This window comes from Kribbella sp. NBC_00709 (assembly GCF_036226565.1).
Classification (GTDB): domain Bacteria; phylum Actinomycetota; class Actinomycetes; order Propionibacteriales; family Kribbellaceae; genus Kribbella.
In genome coordinates, this window is the sequence record NZ_CP108996.1 from 4,372,287 (window position 1) to 4,387,312 (window position 15,026).

At 68.9% G+C, this 15,026-nt stretch carries 15 protein-coding genes; 11 read left to right on the forward strand and 4 right to left on the reverse strand.

Features of this window, described 5'->3' with window-relative positions:
• The first annotated feature begins 3 nt into the window (after nucleotides 1-3).
• The 5 genes from OHA18_RS21540 to OHA18_RS21560 all read left to right on the forward strand — a co-directional run bounded on the left by OHA18_RS21540 (nucleotide 4) and on the right by OHA18_RS21560 (nucleotide 5,327).
• Entirely contained in the window at nucleotides 4-960 is a 957-nt protein-coding gene (locus OHA18_RS21540) for a carbohydrate ABC transporter permease (protein ID WP_329005974.1), read from the forward strand.
• Nucleotides 957-1,802 carry a carbohydrate ABC transporter permease gene (locus OHA18_RS21545; protein ID WP_329005975.1) on the forward strand — a complete coding sequence of 282 codons (846 nt, stop codon included), beginning with the start codon at nucleotides 957-959 and terminating at the stop codon, nucleotides 1,800-1,802. Before OHA18_RS21540 ends, OHA18_RS21545 begins: the two co-directional genes overlap by 4 nt.
• Nucleotides 1,799-3,262 (forward strand): mannitol dehydrogenase family protein, encoded by a 1,464-nt coding sequence (locus OHA18_RS21550; protein WP_329005976.1) that lies wholly within the window; start codon nucleotides 1,799-1,801, stop codon nucleotides 3,260-3,262. The genes OHA18_RS21545 and OHA18_RS21550 overlap by 4 nt, the downstream gene beginning before the upstream one ends.
• A gap of 10 nt (nucleotides 3,263-3,272) precedes the next feature.
• Nucleotides 3,273-4,691: a xylulokinase gene (xylB, locus tag OHA18_RS21555; protein WP_329005977.1), complete on the forward strand. Its 1,419-nt coding sequence runs from the start codon at nucleotides 3,273-3,275 to the stop codon at nucleotides 4,689-4,691.
• Between the two features lie 129 nt (nucleotides 4,692-4,820).
• Entirely contained in the window at nucleotides 4,821-5,327 is a 507-nt protein-coding gene (locus tag OHA18_RS21560; protein WP_329005978.1) for a YkvA family protein, read from the forward strand.
• Nucleotides 5,328-5,552: 225 nt separating this feature from the next.
• Here OHA18_RS21560 and OHA18_RS21565 read toward each other — a convergent pair whose 3' ends face one another.
• Entirely contained in the window at nucleotides 5,553-5,858 is a 306-nt protein-coding gene (locus tag OHA18_RS21565) for a TSUP family transporter (protein WP_329005979.1), read from the reverse strand.
• An 83-nt stretch (nucleotides 5,859-5,941) separates the two neighbouring features.
• Here OHA18_RS21565 and OHA18_RS21570 point away from each other — a divergent pair, with 83 nt between their 5' ends.
• Complete coding sequence (locus tag OHA18_RS21570) at nucleotides 5,942-6,817, forward strand: LysR family transcriptional regulator (protein WP_329005980.1); 876 nt, start codon at nucleotides 5,942-5,944, stop codon at nucleotides 6,815-6,817.
• On the opposite strand, the gene OHA18_RS21575 is transcribed toward OHA18_RS21570, so the two are convergent.
• A complete protein-coding gene (locus tag OHA18_RS21575; protein ID WP_329005981.1) occupies nucleotides 6,814-7,515 on the reverse strand; it encodes a TetR/AcrR family transcriptional regulator in 702 nt (233 codons plus the stop codon). The two genes, OHA18_RS21570 and OHA18_RS21575, sit on opposite strands and share 4 nt — an antisense overlap.
• Before the next feature lie 69 nt (nucleotides 7,516-7,584).
• Between OHA18_RS21575 and OHA18_RS21580 the strand changes: the two genes are divergently transcribed.
• Genes OHA18_RS21580 through pepN form a run of 3 tightly spaced genes read left to right on the forward strand, consistent with a single transcriptional unit; the run spans nucleotide 7,585 to nucleotide 11,479 of the window.
• Nucleotides 7,585-8,649 carry an FAD-dependent oxidoreductase gene (locus OHA18_RS21580; RefSeq protein WP_329005982.1) on the forward strand — a complete coding sequence of 355 codons (1,065 nt, stop codon included), beginning with the start codon at nucleotides 7,585-7,587 and terminating at the stop codon, nucleotides 8,647-8,649.
• Between the two features lie 9 nt (nucleotides 8,650-8,658).
• The gene (locus OHA18_RS21585) at nucleotides 8,659-9,033 is read left to right on the forward strand and encodes a hypothetical protein (protein ID WP_329005983.1); all 375 of its coding nucleotides are present in this window, start codon (nucleotides 8,659-8,661) and stop codon (nucleotides 9,031-9,033) included.
• 10 nt (nucleotides 9,034-9,043) lie between these two features.
• Entirely contained in the window at nucleotides 9,044-11,479 is a 2,436-nt protein-coding gene (gene pepN / locus OHA18_RS21590; protein WP_329005984.1) for an aminopeptidase N, read from the forward strand.
• Nucleotides 11,480-11,482: 3 nt separating this feature from the next.
• On the opposite strand, the gene OHA18_RS21595 is transcribed toward pepN, so the two are convergent.
• Nucleotides 11,483-12,022, reverse strand: a complete 540-nt coding sequence (locus OHA18_RS21595) for an RNA polymerase sigma factor (protein ID WP_329005985.1) — start codon at nucleotides 12,020-12,022, stop codon at nucleotides 11,483-11,485.
• 47 nt (nucleotides 12,023-12,069) lie between these two features.
• On the opposite strand from OHA18_RS21595, the gene OHA18_RS21600 reads away from it, so the two are divergent.
• Together OHA18_RS21600 and OHA18_RS21605 are read left to right on the forward strand one after the other, a co-directional pair.
• Nucleotides 12,070-13,080 carry a serine/threonine-protein kinase gene (locus OHA18_RS21600; RefSeq protein ID WP_329005986.1) on the forward strand — a complete coding sequence of 337 codons (1,011 nt, stop codon included), beginning with the start codon at nucleotides 12,070-12,072 and terminating at the stop codon, nucleotides 13,078-13,080.
• A 17-nt stretch (nucleotides 13,081-13,097) separates the two neighbouring features.
• The gene (locus OHA18_RS21605; RefSeq protein WP_329005987.1) at nucleotides 13,098-13,697 is read left to right on the forward strand and encodes a hypothetical protein; all 600 of its coding nucleotides are present in this window, start codon (nucleotides 13,098-13,100) and stop codon (nucleotides 13,695-13,697) included.
• A 314-nt stretch (nucleotides 13,698-14,011) separates the two neighbouring features.
• Here the strand turns inward: OHA18_RS21605 and OHA18_RS21610 are convergent, their stop codons facing one another.
• Complete coding sequence (locus OHA18_RS21610; protein ID WP_329005988.1) at nucleotides 14,012-15,025, reverse strand: S66 family peptidase; 1,014 nt, start codon at nucleotides 15,023-15,025, stop codon at nucleotides 14,012-14,014.
• Nucleotide 15,026 lies beyond the last annotated feature (1 nt).

Below are 15,026 nucleotides of genomic sequence, written 5' to 3' on the forward strand. Positions count from 1 at the left end.
GTCATGTCCGTCGACGCGAAGCCTGAGACCGGCACCAAGCCGCGGCGGAAAGCGCCGCCACCTGAGGGAACGGTCATGCGGAAGGCCGGTGACTGGGCCCGGCGCGGGCCGTTGCTGCCGGCGCTGGTCTTCATGATCATCGTGACCCAGCTGCCGTTCGTGGTCACGATCATCGTGTCCTTCATGGACTGGAACGCGTACTACCCCGACGAGCGTGGCTTCGCCGGCTTCAGCAACTTCCGCCGGGTGCTGACGGATGCGAACACCCGGCACGCGATCTGGGTGACGATCCTGCTCACCGCGGGCGTCGTCCTGATCAGCCTGGTGCTCGGGTTGCTGATCGCGATGCTGCTCGACCGCAAGTTCCGCGGCCGGGGCGCGGTCCGGACGATGATGATCACGCCGTTCCTGATCGTGCCCGTCGCCGCGGCCCTGCTCTGGAAGCACGCGCTGTACAACCCGACGTACGGCCTGTTCAACGGTGTGCTGAAGTGGATCTTCGGTGACAACGCGCCGCAACCCGACTGGATCAGCAACCAGCCGTTGTGGTCGATCATCTTCGCGCTGGTCTGGCAGTGGACGCCGTTCATGATGCTGATCCTGCTGGCCGGCCTGCAGAGCCGTCCGCTCGACGTGATCGAGGCGGCCGGGATCGACGGCGCGAACCAGTGGGAGATCTTCCGCTACATGACGCTCCCGCACCTGCGCCAGTACCTCGAGCTGTCCGCGCTGCTCGGCTCGATCTACGTCGTACAGAACTTCGACGCGGTCTTCACGATCACGTCCGGCGGTCTCGGGACGGCGAACCTGCCGTACACGATCTATCAGACCTTCTACACCGCCCACGACTACGGACGGGCCTCCGCGGCCGGCGTGATCGTGGTGATCGGCACGATCGCCATCGCGACCTTCGCGCTGCGGTCGGTGTCCACGTTGTTCCGAGAGGAGAGCGGCAAATGAGCGGGCAGGTCACGATTGTCACCGGGCGGAAGAATCGCGGTGGTGGGTTCGTCCTGAGCGGGGTCGCGTGGATCGTCGGCATCCTGTTCGTGCTGCCGGTGCTGTGGATGCTGCTGACCTCGTTCCACTCCGAGGAGAACGCGGCCAAGAACCCGCCGGACATCGCGGCGCCGCTCACCCTCGACGGCTACCGGTCGTTCTTCGACACCGGACCCTGGCCCTCGATCGCGAACTCGCTGACCGCGAGCATCCTGTCCACCGCGCTGGTCATCCTGCTCGCGTTCCCGGCGGCGTACGCGCTGTCGATCCGGCCGGTGAAGAAGTGGACCGACGTGCTGTTCTTCTTCCTGTCCACCAAGATGCTGCCGGTGGTGGCCGGCCTGCTGCCGATCTACCTGTTCGCGCAGTCGGTCGGGTTCCTGGACAACATCTGGCTGCTGATCATCCTCTACACCTCGATGAACCTGCCGATCGCGGTCTGGATGCTGCGCAGCTTCCTGTCCGAGGTGCCGGTCGAGATCCTCGAGGCCGCGTCGGTCGACGGCGCGTCACTGACCAGAACGCTCCGGTCCGTGGTCGCACCGGTCGTCACACCCGGTATCGCGTCGGCCGCGCTGATCTGCTTCATCTTCAGCTGGAACGAGCTGCTGTTCGCCCGAGTGCTGACCGGCACAGTGGCGCAGACGGCTCCGGTGTTCTTGACTGGGTTCGTGACCAGTCAAGGATTGTTCCTCGCCAAAGTCTGTGCCGCGTCGATCGTGGTGTCGCTGCCGGTGCTGATCGCCGGGTTCGCCGCACAGGACAAGCTCGTCCAGGGGCTGTCGCTGGGGGCGGTCAAGTGAAACTGTCCACCGCTGCTCTTGATGCCCTGGGCCATGAGATCGGGGTGCCGTCGTACGACCGTACGGCGGTGACGCCCGGCATCGTGCACTTCGGCGTCGGCGGATTCCACCGGGCACATCAGGCCATGTACCTGGACCGATTGATGAACGACCGGAAGGCCCTGGACTGGGGGATCGTCGGCGTCGGCGTGCTCCCGCAGGACCGGCGGATGGCCGACGTGATGGCCGCGCAGGACGGCCTGTACACGTTGGTGATCAAGCACCCGGACGGCACGCTGGAGCCGCGGGTGATCGGGTCGATCGTCGGGTACCTGTTCGCGCCCGACGACCCGAACGCCGTGCTCGACCGGATGGTGGACCCGGCGACACGGATCGTGTCGCTGACGATCACCGAGGGCGGGTACCACGTGAACCAGGTGACCGGGGAGCTGCACGCCTCCGATCCTTCGCTGGCCGCCGACCTGGAGCCGGGCGCGACGCCGGGGAGCGCGTTTGGGTTCATCGTCGAGGCGCTGGCGCGGCGGCGGGCGGCCGGCCTACCGCCGTTCACCGTGATGTCGTGCGACAACATCCCGGGCAACGGGCACGTGGCGCGGAAGATGCTGTCGTCGTTCGCGCGGCTGAAAGATCCGGACATCGCCGACTTCCTCGAGACCGAGGTGCGGTTCCCGAACTGCATGGTCGACCGGATCACGCCGGTGACGACGGATGCGGACCGGGAGGCGCTGGCGGAGCGGTGCGGGATCGAGGACGGCTGGCCGGTGGTGTGCGAGCCGTTCACGCAGTGGGTGCTCGAGGACGATTTCGGCGACGGCAGGCCGCCGTACCAGGATGTCGGCGTCCAGATCGTCGAGGACGTCGAGCCGTACGAGCTGATGAAGCTGCGGCTGCTCAACGCCTCCCATCAGGCGCTCTGCTACCTCGGCTACCTGGCCGGCTACCGGTACGCGCACGAGGTGTGTGAGGACAACTTGTTCGTGGACTTCCTGCTCGGCTACATGGACAACGAAGGTACGCCGACGTTGCCGCCGGTGCCCGGGGTCGATCTGGATCGGTACCGGCACCAGCTGATCGAGCGGTTCGCGAACCCGGAGGTGCGGGACACGCTGGCGCGCCTGTGCGCGGAGAGTTCGGACCGGATCCCGAAGTGGCTGCTGCCGGTGGTGCGCGAGCAGTTGGCGGCAGATCGCGAGATCAAACGTTCGGTGCTGGTGGTGGCCTCGTGGGCGCGGTACGCCGAGGGGACGGACGAGCAGGGCGGGTCGATCGAGGTCGTCGACCGGTTGCGCGACAAGCTGGTCGAGCGCGCGCGGCACAACCGGGAGGATCCGCTGGTGTTCATCTCGGATCCGGATCTGTTCGGTGATCTCGCGTCGGACGAGCGGTTCGTCACGCAGTACAAGGCCGCTTTGACGTCGCTCCACGAGATCGGAGCGCGCGCCACTCTCGAAGCCCTGTAGCGTCGGAGCCATGACTGAGCTGAGGCTGGTTGCCGGGGTGGACTGCTCCACCCAGGCGACCAAGGTTCTGGTGTGCGACGCCGAGACCGGAGCGGTGGTCCGCGAGGGCCGCGCGCCGCACCCGGACGCCACCCAGGTGGATCCGGGTGAGTGGTGGAAGGCGTGGGAGATCGCGTCCGACGGCCTGCTCGACGGCGTCCAGGCGATCGCGGTCGGCGGCCAGCAGCACGGCTTGGTCCTGCTGGACGATTCCGGCGAGGTGGTCCACCCCGCCGTCCTCTGGAACGACACCAGCTCAGCCGACGCGACCGAAGAGCTCGTCGCCGAGCTCGGCGGCCCAGAAGCCTGGGCCGAAGCGATCGGCTCGGTCCCGGTCCCATCCTTCACTGTCACCAAGCTGCGCTGGGTACGCGAGAAGGAGGCTGCCTCTCGTGCGACAGCCGTCGTGTTGCCGCATGACTGGATGACGCACAAGCTGGCTGCTGACCGGCAGGGCGTCGAGGGGATTACCACTGATCGGGGCGACGCGTCCGGGACCGGGTGGTGGTCGGCGGCGACGAACAGCTACCGGACTGACCTGGTCGAGCTTGCGTTCGGGCGGCAGCTTGCTCTGCCGCGCGTCGCGGGACCGGCTGAGGTCGTCGGGCAGACCGCCTTCGGTGCGGCGATCGCGGCCGGCACGGGGGACAATGCGGCCGCTGCGCTCGGGCTCGACCTGCGGCCTGGCGACGTTGCCGTCTCGCTCGGGACCAGCGGTACTGCGTTCGCGCGCTCGGCTCACCCGACCGCGGACCCGACCGGCCTGGTCGCCGGTTTCGCCGACGCCACCGGTGAGTACCTCCCGCTCGTCTGCACCCTGAACGCCGCCCGCGTGATGTCCGCGACCGCGCAGATGCTCGGCCTCGACCTGGCCGCCTTCGACGAGGCGGCGATCACCTCACCCGGCAGCGACGGCCTGGTCCTGCTCCCGTTCCTCGACGGCGAGCGTACGCCGGACCTCCCGCACTCCACCGGCCTGATCTACGGCCTCACCCGCGCGACCATGCAGCCCGCGACGATGGCCCGCGCGGCGGTCGAGGGCCTCCTCTGCGGCCTCGCCGACGCCGTCGACGCCCTCCGCACGCAGGGCCTCCCTGTCCACCGCGTCCTGCTCCTGGGTGGCGGCGCCCGCTCCCGCGCCGTACAAGCCTTGGCGCCGGCTCTGCTGGGCGCCGAAGTCGTCCTGCCCGAGCCGGCCGAGTACGTCGCCCTGGGCGCGGCCCGCCAAGCAGCCTGGGCCCTGTCCGGCGCCGACACCCCGCCAACCTGGCAGGTCCCGCTCGGCAAGCCCGAGCAGGCGATCACCCTCGACGCCACCGAGGTCCGCGCCAACTACGAGCAGGTCCTCACCAACACCCGCCCGCTCCTGTCCCAGCCCTACAACCGCTGACCCAAGCGGCCGGCGCGCCGACCCGAGCAGGTCCTCTACCACCAGTCATCGCACGCAACCAAGTTAGCCGGGGGAGCGTGAACCGCCGGTCTGCTCTTTCGGCGGCCTTTCGACCCCTACAGTTGGTGGATGGTGTACTTCGGTGGGTTTCTCGGGCTGATCGGGCTGTTGACCCTGATCTTCCGGGACGGGGACGTGGCCGGGATGCCTGCCGTGGCGGTCGGGGGCGGGCTGCTCGTGCTGGGCGTGGCAGTCGGCGCGTTCGGTGTCGTACGGCGGCGTCGCGTCCGCCGGCGCAAGATCGCGGCCGGCGAACCGGTGCCGGTCGGGGACGTGTTCCAGCGCGCCCGCGCGCTGCCGCGACTGCTCCGGGATGTTCGTCAGGGCACGTACGCCGACCTGCCGAAGAACAGGCCGTTCATCTGGGTCCTGGCGCTGGTCTACCTGATCTCGCCGATCGACATCCTGCCCGACCTGCTGCCGGTGATTGGTGTCACCGACGATGCCGGGGTGGCTGTCTGGCTGCTGACGAGCGTGTCGACGGCCACCGGGCTCTACCTCAACCGTGAGCGCGAGCGTCAGCGTCAGGGCATTCCGCGCGGTCGTGACCTCGGTGGCGGCGGAGCCAGTCGCTGATGTCTGCCGACGCCTCCTCGGGATGCTGGTAGGCGAACAGTTGCAGGGGATCCGTCGGGACTGTGCGGTCGACGAGACGGTCCGCGGCGGCGACCAGCTGCTGTGCTGCTGCGAGCACGCGGGCAGCCTGCTCGAGCGCCTCGGCCGGGTCGTCGAGCGCGACTGCGGCGGTCGCCAGATCGGCGACTTCGCATGCCTGGTAGGCCATAGCCAGGTGGGCGCGGTTCATCCGAACGCCCGCACGAAGAAGACAGCGGTCATCGCGATCGCGGTGGCGAACGCCAGGAACCACGGCACCGCGGCGTCAAAAGATGCCGACGGCAACAACAGCAGCAGGCCGGCGCCGATCGCGCCGCCGCAGACGCCGGCGAGCGTGAGCCGAGCGCGCGACGGATGGGCGAAGCCCTCGATCTCCCGCCGGTAGACCCACGCACTGGTCGCGTTGCCGGGCAGCAGGGCGACGGTCGTGGTCGCGTTCGCGGTGACCGGCGGCATGCCGGCCGCGACACCGGCCAGAAGAATCAGCAGCACCCTTCGAGGATCAACGCTGGGTCCCTCGGTTCACAATGCGCAATCCCCGTAGCCAGACTTAGCCTGAGACGTAGGCTGGGCTCATGCGGTACGACCTCGACGATCTCCGGCTGTTCACGAATGTCGCGGCAGAAGGCTCGATCACCGGCGGCGCGCGGGTGATGCACCTCAGTCTGCCTTCGGCCAGTGCGCGGGTCAGGGCCCTCGAAGCGCAGGCCGGTGTACCGCTCCTGATCCGCGAGCGCCGCGGTGTCCGCCTGACTCCCGCCGGCGCCACGCTCGCACGGCACGCCCGCGAGGTGCTCGCCCAGACGACCAGGTTGGACAGCGCGGTCGCGTCGTACGCCGTCTCCAGCACAGTTCCGATCCGTCTGGTCGCCGGTGGTTCCGCGATGCACCAGCTCGTCCCGGTCGCACTGGCGACGTTCCTCCGCGACCACCCGGAGTACGACGTCACCGTGAGCGAGCGTCGTACCGTCCGGAGTGTCCGCCTGCTCGCCGCCGGGGAGGCCGACCTCGGCGTGATCCTCGACGACGAACCGACCTCACTGCGGACCGAGCCGCTCGCCGACGACTCCCTCGTCGTGATCGGCCAGGCCGGCGGCACCCTCGCCGGCCGCACCTCGATCGCGTACGCCGAGGTTGCCGAACATCCCCTGGTCGGTCTCGACCGCAACTCACCGCTCACGCAATGGATGGACGAACGCCTCGGCCCGCACGCCCCGGCGCCGCGCTACCGCACCGTCGTGCCGACCCTGCACACCCTGATCACGCTCGCGACCGCCGGTGCCGGTCTGGCGATCGTGCCGCGCCGGGCTGTCGACGCGATCGTCGCGCTGGACATCTGCCCGCTGCAGGACGCGTGGTCGACCCGCAGTCATCTGCTCTGCTACGCCGCCAACGCTCCCGAGTCCGCCCACCTGCTCGCAACACATCTGCACGCGGCAGCGGGACGCTAGCTTCGCTGCCGGCTCTGGATGCCGTCGATCAGGTAGCTCAGGCCGAGGTCGAAGATCTCGGCGGCGGTCCGGTGGGGTGCGTCGTGCACCCATTCCTGCAGCGCCGGGTAGTTGCCAGTAGCAAACATCCGCTGGATGTACGGCGCGGTCGCGTGCTGCCATTGATGCCTGTCGAGGCCGGATGTGCGTTCGGCCCGTCGCTCGGTCACCTCCTTGCGGACGGCGCCGACCAGGTAGACGCTCAACGCGTCGAGCGCGCTCGACATCGTGCCGAGGTCGAGACCGGTGGCTCGCAGCGCGGTCAGGGACGCCTCTGTGTGGGCGAGCGCGGCCGGCCCGAAGCGCGGCCGGCCGCCGTGCAGATCGGCGAACCATTCGTGCCGCAAGGCAGCCTCGCGGATGCCGGTCGCGATGGATCGCAGTACGTCGCCCCAGGTCGCGCCGGCCGGCGCCGGGATCTCGCCGTACACGGTGTCGACCATCAGCTCGAGCAGCTCGTCCTTGGTGTCGACGTACCGGTAGAGGCGCATCGGGCCGGCGTCGAGCGCGCCGGCGACCTTGCGCAGTGACACCGCGTCCAAGCCGGCGGCGTCGGCCAGGTCGATCGCGGCCCGGACGATGCGCTCCCGGCTGAGCGGACTCGGCCGCTGCCGTTCGGACGGCTCCGGCCGCTCCCAGACCAGCCGACTGTCTGTCACCGGCAAAACAATACACCGGCTTCGTTCGATACAGTGTATAAATCAATACACTGTATCGAGGGAGGCATCATGATCGCGATCATCGGCGGCGGACCGGGCGGACTGACGCTCGCGCGGATCCTGCACGTCCACGGCATCGACTCCGTCGTGTACGAGCGGGATGCGTCCGGCGACGCCCGCAGCCAGGGCAGCATGCTCGACCTGCACACCGACAGCGGTCAGGCCGCATTGAGCCTGGCCGGCCTGGAGCAGGAGTTCCTCGCGGCCGCGCGCCGCGAAGGTCAGGACCTGCGCATGCTGGATCACACCGGCACGTTGCTGCTCCAGGAGGACACCCCGGACGACGCTCCGATGTTGCGCCCGGAGATCGACCGCGCCGACCTGCGGGACATCCTGTTGCAGTCCCTCCCGGCAGAGACCGTCCGCTGGGGCAGCGCCTTCACCCACGCAGAAGCCGGCGTCCTGCACTTCGCCGACGGCAGCACCGCGGCCTGCGATCTGCTCGTCGGTGCAGACGGCGCCAACTCCCGGGTCCGTCCGCTGCTCACCGACATCGAGCCGGCGTACTCCGGCAAGACCGTCGTGCAGAGCACGATCCACGATGCCGATCGCACCCAGCCCGAGCTGGCCGAGATGGTTGGCCGCGGCAACTACTGGGTCTTCGGACCGGACCGGATGCTGGGCGCGCAACGCAATGGCAACGGGGTGATCAGCGTCAGCATCTCGATCCAGGCTCCGCCCGACATCGACCCCACGGAGGCGATCGACCTTCCGCACGGGTGGGCGCCGCAGTTCCGCCGCCTGCTGGCCGCCTGCGACGAGCCGTTCGTCGTGCGCCCGGCGTACCTCTTGCCGATCGGGATGACCTGGCCACGCCGGTCGGGACTCACCCTGCTCGGGGACGCCGCGCACCTGATGCCGTCGCACGGTGAGGGCGCGAACCAGGCCATGCTCGACGCCGCCGAGCTGGCGCAGGCGATCGCCGCGCATCCGGGCGACCTGGACGCCGCCCTCGAGCAGTACGAGCCGGCCATGTTCGCGCGGACCACCAAGATCGCGACGATGTCCGCCGAGGTTGCGGAGATGATGACCGGTCCCGATGCCGCCCAGAAGGTGCTCGCGTTCTTCAGCTAGCGTCTGGGTATGGACGAGGTCGGCATCCCCCTGCAGGCGTTCGGTGCGTTGCTGCACAGCCAGAACATCGACATGGTGTGCCGGGCGCTGAACATGTACCAGGTCGCCGCGGCGTACACGCAGGTGAGTGGCGGCAATCCGCTCGAACCGATGGCCGATGAGGTCCGGCAGGTCGCACGCGAGATCCTCTCCCGGCCGCCGGTCGAGGCGGGCGAGGACATCCGGGCCGGCTTCGACCACGTGAGCGCCTTGAACGTCCTGACCAATCTGGCCGAGCCGCAGGATGCCGAGCTGATCGCGACGGTGCTCACAAGTACGACGAACGACGAGATTCGCGCAGTGGCCAACCTGGCCGCGGCCACCGCTCGCACCCCGCCGGGATAGCGTGCTGTTCATGCGCGCGCTGACTGTAGAAGAGGCCCGGCAACGGGCGGCGGATCTGGCCCTGCGGTCGTACGAGGTCGCCTTCGACCTCACCGGCTCGGGGGACACCTTCGTCACGACCAGCCGGATCCGCTTCGGGGCCGCGAGCACCACCAGTTGGGTGGACGTGAAGCCCGAGCGACTCGTCAGTGTCGAGCTCAACGGGCAGGCGCTCGATCCCGGCGCGCTCGACGGCGGTCGCTTCCCGCTCACCGGGCTGACGGCCGAGAACGAGCTCGTCGTGACCGCCGAGCTGAAGTACTCCGCCGACGGCGAGGGTCTGGTGCGATCCATCGACGCCGCCGACGGGCGCGCCTACACGTACGGCATGTCGTCCCTGGAGTCCGCCCCGCGGTACTTCCCGTGCTTCGACCAGCCCGACCTCAAGGCGCCGTACACGATGACGGTCAAATGCCCCGAGGATTGGGTTGTCCTCGGCAACGGCGCTGCCACCCGGATCGCGCCGGGGGAGTGGACACTCGCCGAGACCAAGCCGCTGTCGACGTACTTCGTCACGCTCGTCGCCGGCCCGTACCACCAGATCCGCAGCGAGTACGACGGGATCCCGCTCGGGCTCGCCTGCCGGCAATCGCTGAAGGAGCACCTGGACCGGGACGCCGAGGACCTGTTCCGGACCACCCGCGAGGCACTCGACGAGTACCACCGGCTCTTCCGGCAGCGGTACCCGTTCGGCGAGTACTGGCAGGTGTTCGTGCCGGACTTCAACCTCGGCGCGATGGAGAACCCGGGCTGCGTGACGTTCGCCGACAGCCTGGTGTTCCGCGGGCAGGCGACCGAGGCGGAGCGCAGTACCCGCGCCCGGATCGTCGTGCACGAGATGGCGCACATGTGGTTCGGCGACCTGGTCACCATGAAGTGGTGGAACGACATGTGGCTGAACGAGTCGTTCGCCGAGTACATGGCGCACCGCGTGTCCGAGGAGGCGACCAGCTACGGGGGCAACTGGACCGACTTCGCGTTCGTGCGCAAGTGGTGGGGGCTGCAGACCGACCAGAGCAGCTCGACGCACCCGGTCGCCCCGGACAGCCTGAAGGACGCGCGGCAGTCCCTCGACGACTTCGACGGGATCTCGTATGCGAAGGGCGCCGCGGTGCTCAAGCAGCTGGCGAAGTACCTCGGGGACGAAGTGTTCCTCAAGGGGGTCAACGCGCATCTGGAGGCGCACGAATACGGGAACGCGGACCTGCACGAGTTCATCGAGAAGCTGACCGAGGCCGGCGCGCGGGACCTGGACACGTGGTCGGAGCAGTGGCTGCGGACATCTGGGCTGGACACGATCACGGTCGAGCGGACCGGCGAAGGAATCGTCCTCCACCGCAAGAGTCCCGACGACTCGCGCCGCCTGCACAAGTTGAGCGTCGGCGCCTACGCGGCCGACGGATCAGCCACGTCGACGGACGTCGTGCTCGCCGAGGACTCCGTCGAGGTTGCGCTGGGCAACGATGTGATCGTGGCGGATGCTGCTGATGACACCTGGGCGAAGATCCGGCTGGATGCGGTCAGCCTGGCCAACCTGCCGGCGGTCCTGCCCGCGATTGCCGACGGCACCACTCGCGCGGTGATCTGGAACTCGATCCGGGACGCGGTTGCCGACGCCGAGCTGGACCCGCGGCAGGCGGTCGACCTGTTCGTCGCCGCACTCCCGCACGAGGACAGCGACATCGCTGTCGGCTCGCTGGCGCAGTGGCTCGAGGGGCGCGTGCTCGGCCGGTACCTGGACTACGACCAGTACCGCGCGCCGGTCGCCGATGCGCTCGGCAACAAACTCGCGACCACAGCCCCGGGAAGCAGTCTGCAGCTGATCACCGCTCGGACGTTCGTCGCGACCACCGACGATGCCGCGCTGCTGACCTCCTGGCTCGACAACGGCGGCGCTCCGGACGGTCTGGTCGTCGACGCGGACCTGCGGTGGTCGCTCGTCCTGCAGCTCGTCCGTCTCGGCGCGTTCGGCGCGGCCGAGATCGACGCCGAGCTGGCCCGGGACAAGTCCACCGAAGGAGTGACGCAAGCGGCCCGCTGCCGCGCCGCCCTGCCCGACGGCAAGGAAGCCGCCTGGGCCCGGATCATGACCGACCCGTCGATCGGCGTCCAAGAACTCCTCGCCACCGCGGAGGGCTTCTGGCACCCGTCCCAGACCGCCCTCACGGCGCCGTACGTCCAGCGGTTCTTCACCGACATCCCGCGGACCGCGGAGATCCGGGCCGGCATGGTTGTCGGCCTGACCGCCACCCGGATCGCCCCGCGGTACGCGATCGACGCGGAGCTGATCGCCCCGGCCGAGGCGCTGATCGCGGACGAGAGCGTGGTCTCGGGCATCCGCCGGCAGACCGCCAACTTCCTCGACGACCTCCGCCGGGCCGTGACGGTCCGCCGTACGTTCGGCTGAGGGCTAGCGGACGGTCAGACGTTCCGCGACGGCCTTCCGGGCCTGGTGGATCCGGGCCTTGACGGTCCCGAGCGGTACGTCGAGCTCGTCGGCGATCTCGGCGTACGAGAGCGCGCCGAGGTCGCGGAGCACGAGCGGCTGGACCAGCTGCGGGTGGCTGGACTCGAGCGCCTCGAGGGCCTCCAGCAGATCGAGGCGGGAACCGGCGATCACTGACGTGGTGCGCGGGTCGACCGACTCCGGCAGCACCTCGGCGGACTGCTCGACGGAGCGGCGCTTCAGCGTCCGGTAGGTCTGGCGGGCCTGGTTGGTGGCGACGATCGTCACCCAGCCCGCGAAGCTGCCGGTGCCCTTGAAGGTGTGCACCTTGTTGGCGACCTGGAGCAGGGTGTCCTGGACCGCCTCCTCGGCGTCCTCGCGGTACGGCAGGAACTTCGCCACCCGCCGTTGCACCTGCGGCCGGATCGCCTGCAGGAGACGTGGAAGCACCGTCTGGTCACCCCCGGCTGCGCGGGCCGCCAGCTCCTCCAGCTCCTCGTTCATCGTCCCCCAGTCACGGTTGAGCTCACTTGTGGTCGACAATAGCCGGGATGGATGTCATCGGGCGGTACCGGTTGCAGGACAAAATCGGCGCAGGCGCGTTCGCGACCGTCTGGCGGGGGTACGACGACGACCTGGATGTCGACGTCGCCGTCAAGGTCCTCGCGGACAACTGGGCGTCGCGCGCCGACGTGCGCGAACGCTTCCTGTCCGAGGCACGGCTGATGCGCCGGATCGCCAGCGACCGGGTCGTCCGGGTCTTCGACGTGGGCAAGCTCGACGACGGCCGTCCGTACTTCGTGATGGACTACGTCGGCGGCGGCACACTGGGCGACGTACTGCGGCAAGGTCCGCTGGACTCCGTGGACGCGCTGTGGTGGGGCGCGGATCTCGCGCGGGCGGTGGCGGCGCTGCACAGCGAGGGCGTCGTGCACCGCGACGTCACCCCGGCGAACCTGTTGCTGCGACCAGGAGACGAGTCCGGTGGCGGCACGCATCGGATCGTGCTCGCCGACCTGGGCCTGGCGAAACGGGCCGCGGAGGCGTCCGGACTCACGCAGGCCGTCGGCACACCGTCGTACATGGCGCCGGAGCAGGGCCGCGGTGACGGTGGGTTCGACGAGCGCGCAGACATCTACGCGGTCGGTGCGGTGACGTACGCGTTGATCACCGGGCATCCGCCGTACGTCGCGAGCTCGATCGGCGACGTCCTCAACCGGGACCCAGACCTGCCGCCGCCGAGCCTGCGCTCGGTGCTGCACGACTCGGTCGGGCAGCTCGACGACATCTTCGGGCGGGCCCTGGCGTACCGCGTCGCGGACCGCTGGGAGCGCGCGGACTCGCTGGCCGACCGGCTCGAGGCAGAGGCGTACCGGCTGGAGCAGGAGGCCCCGCTGCGCGCCGAGGAGCGGACCGCGATCACCGACGACGACCTGGACACCACGGTCGCGACGGACCCACCGGTACGGCGACGTCGCCGGACGCGGATGTGGTTCCTGCTGGCCTTGCCGCTCGTCTTCGCGGCAGCCGGCGTCGGCGGATGGTTCCTGTTCGGGCGATAACTCCTTAGAGTAGTCAAGTGACTACTTTTTGCAGTCTCGTGGTGACACTTGCCTTGCTCACGCCTGCGAATGCCCAGCCGGTCGCCAGCTATGCGTGCCGAGCGAACACGAAGTTCGGCCAGCACACCCTTTCCCTGCGCCAAGCCGTGAATGCAACCGCGCCGGCAACCGTCCGGCCGAACACCCGCTTCACCCTGGCCGTTGATCTTCAGCCGGGGACGCTGCCGAGTGAGGTCAAGGGCTTCAGGCTCCAAGAGGTCCGCGACCTCGCCCTCCGCATCCCGGTCCCCGCGAACACGTCGTACGTCAGCGCGAAACTGTCGGGCGGCTCAGGCCTCAACTCGACCCCGTCCGTCCAGTTGGACGGAAGCACGGTACTCGTCCAAGTCGCCGGTCCGATCCCCGGCGGCGCAAGCTTCCAACTGCCGGCCCTCAGCGTCCGCCTGAAATCCGGCCGCGCAGGCACAGCCATCGAAACCAAACTCAAAGGCACCAGCTACGACGACCCCGGCCTGACCCTCCAAGCCAAGATCAAGTGGAAATTCCTCACCACCACCGCCCCGGTCGCCTGCTACCCCGACCCGAACCCGGCCCTCACGACAACCTCCATCCGCTAACCCCCTCTCCCTCGCCGAGTCGTGCGAGAAGGCGACACCCCCTCCCGTCGAGTCGTGAATCCCGGTCCGCAGATGCAGCCCAAATCCACGACTCGACGGAGAGGACGCCTGGCGAGACAGAAAAGGGGGCTGGAGACAGGAAATGGGGTTCGGGGACCTGAAATAACATGTGTCCAGACCCCACAATGTGTCCCCGCCCACCGCAGACTGTCTCAGTCCCCGATCGAACGAGCCGCCCGAGCGATCCACATGACTCCGTGTCCACACCAGCCGGAGACGAACTACAGTCCCCCAAACACCAAACGCAGAAGCGTTCAGTAGACGACCGTGATCCGTTCCGCGGCCGGGTCGATCCGGACCTGGCCGCCGTACGGGAGGATCAGTTGTGGGTCGGTGTGCCCGATGTCCAGGCCCTTCACGACGACGGCGGTCGGGTTGTACTCCGCGAGCGCCCGGTCGACCGCGAGGTACTGCCCGGTGACGTAGGCGACGGACTCTTCCGGAGTCAGCTCCTGCAACAGCGACGAGGACTTGGGCCGGCCCCACAGAACAGCATCGAAGCGTTCGAGCAGGCCGCGTTCGCCGAGGTTCCGGAGGATCCGGTAGACGTCCTCCGACGTCGGCATCTCCTCGCTGGTCTCGCCGAAGAACACCCCGCCGTACGACTCGGTCGGGAGCATCCAGCGGTCGGCGGACAGTTGCCAGTCGAGGATCTCGATGCAGCCGCCCCAGAGCCTCCCGCTGACCGTTTGCGTACCGCTCCAGGTCCAGCCGGTGCCAGGGAACAGCGGCGGCTCGGTCTCGAGGTTCTCCGCGACGTTCCAGTCGTGATCGACGTCGGTCCACTCCTTGGCCGGCGTCAGCTCGAACTCGCCGCCGGTGAACAGCGCCGCCCGCAACGACCGCTCGGTGTCCGGGTGCATCGCGCCGCCACGGCCGAACTGCACCATCACGCTGCCGCCGTGGAAGGCCGGCAAACCCAGTGTGTGCAGGAAGTTGAGCAGGTTCGTGTTGTCGCTGTACCCGAAGTACGGCTTCGGGTTCGCGCGGAAGACGTCCGGGTCCAGATGCTTCAGCACGGTGATCTGGTCCTCGCCGCCGATCGTCGCGATCACCGCGCGGATCGACGGGTCGGACCAGGCCGCGTGCAGGTCGGCGGCGCGTTCCGCCGGCGTGGTCCCCAGCTTGCGGGTCGTCGGATACTCGACCGGTTCCAGCCCGAAGTCGTCGCGCAGCCGGCGTAGCCCCAGCTCGTACGGACCCGGAAAGATCTCCGGCAGTCCCCGGGACGGTGAAACGATCGCGACCCGGTCACCTGGCTTCAGCACT

Bases quoted from the DNA above. Each gene is read 5' to 3' on its own strand.
- OHA18_RS21540 (WP_329005974.1), top strand. From the start codon at position 4: ATGTCCGTCGACGCGAAGCCTGAGACCGGCACCAAGCCGCGGCGGAAA.
- OHA18_RS21545 (WP_329005975.1), top strand. From the start codon at position 957: ATGAGCGGGCAGGTCACGATTGTCACCGGGCGGAAGAATCGCGGTGGT.
- xylB (WP_329005977.1), top strand. From the start codon at position 3,273: ATGACTGAGCTGAGGCTGGTTGCCGGGGTGGACTGCTCCACCCAGGCG.
- OHA18_RS21560 (WP_329005978.1), top strand. From the start codon at position 4,821: ATGGTGTACTTCGGTGGGTTTCTCGGGCTGATCGGGCTGTTGACCCTG.
- OHA18_RS21570 (WP_329005980.1), top strand. From the start codon at position 5,942: ATGCGGTACGACCTCGACGATCTCCGGCTGTTCACGAATGTCGCGGCA.
- OHA18_RS21580 (WP_329005982.1), top strand. From the start codon at position 7,585: ATGATCGCGATCATCGGCGGCGGACCGGGCGGACTGACGCTCGCGCGG.
- OHA18_RS21585 (WP_329005983.1), top strand. From the start codon at position 8,659: ATGGACGAGGTCGGCATCCCCCTGCAGGCGTTCGGTGCGTTGCTGCAC.
- pepN (WP_329005984.1), top strand. From the start codon at position 9,044: ATGCGCGCGCTGACTGTAGAAGAGGCCCGGCAACGGGCGGCGGATCTG.
- OHA18_RS21595 (WP_329005985.1), bottom strand. From the start codon at position 12,022: ATGAACGAGGAGCTGGAGGAGCTGGCGGCCCGCGCAGCCGGGGGTGAC.
- OHA18_RS21600 (WP_329005986.1), top strand. From the start codon at position 12,070: ATGGATGTCATCGGGCGGTACCGGTTGCAGGACAAAATCGGCGCAGGC.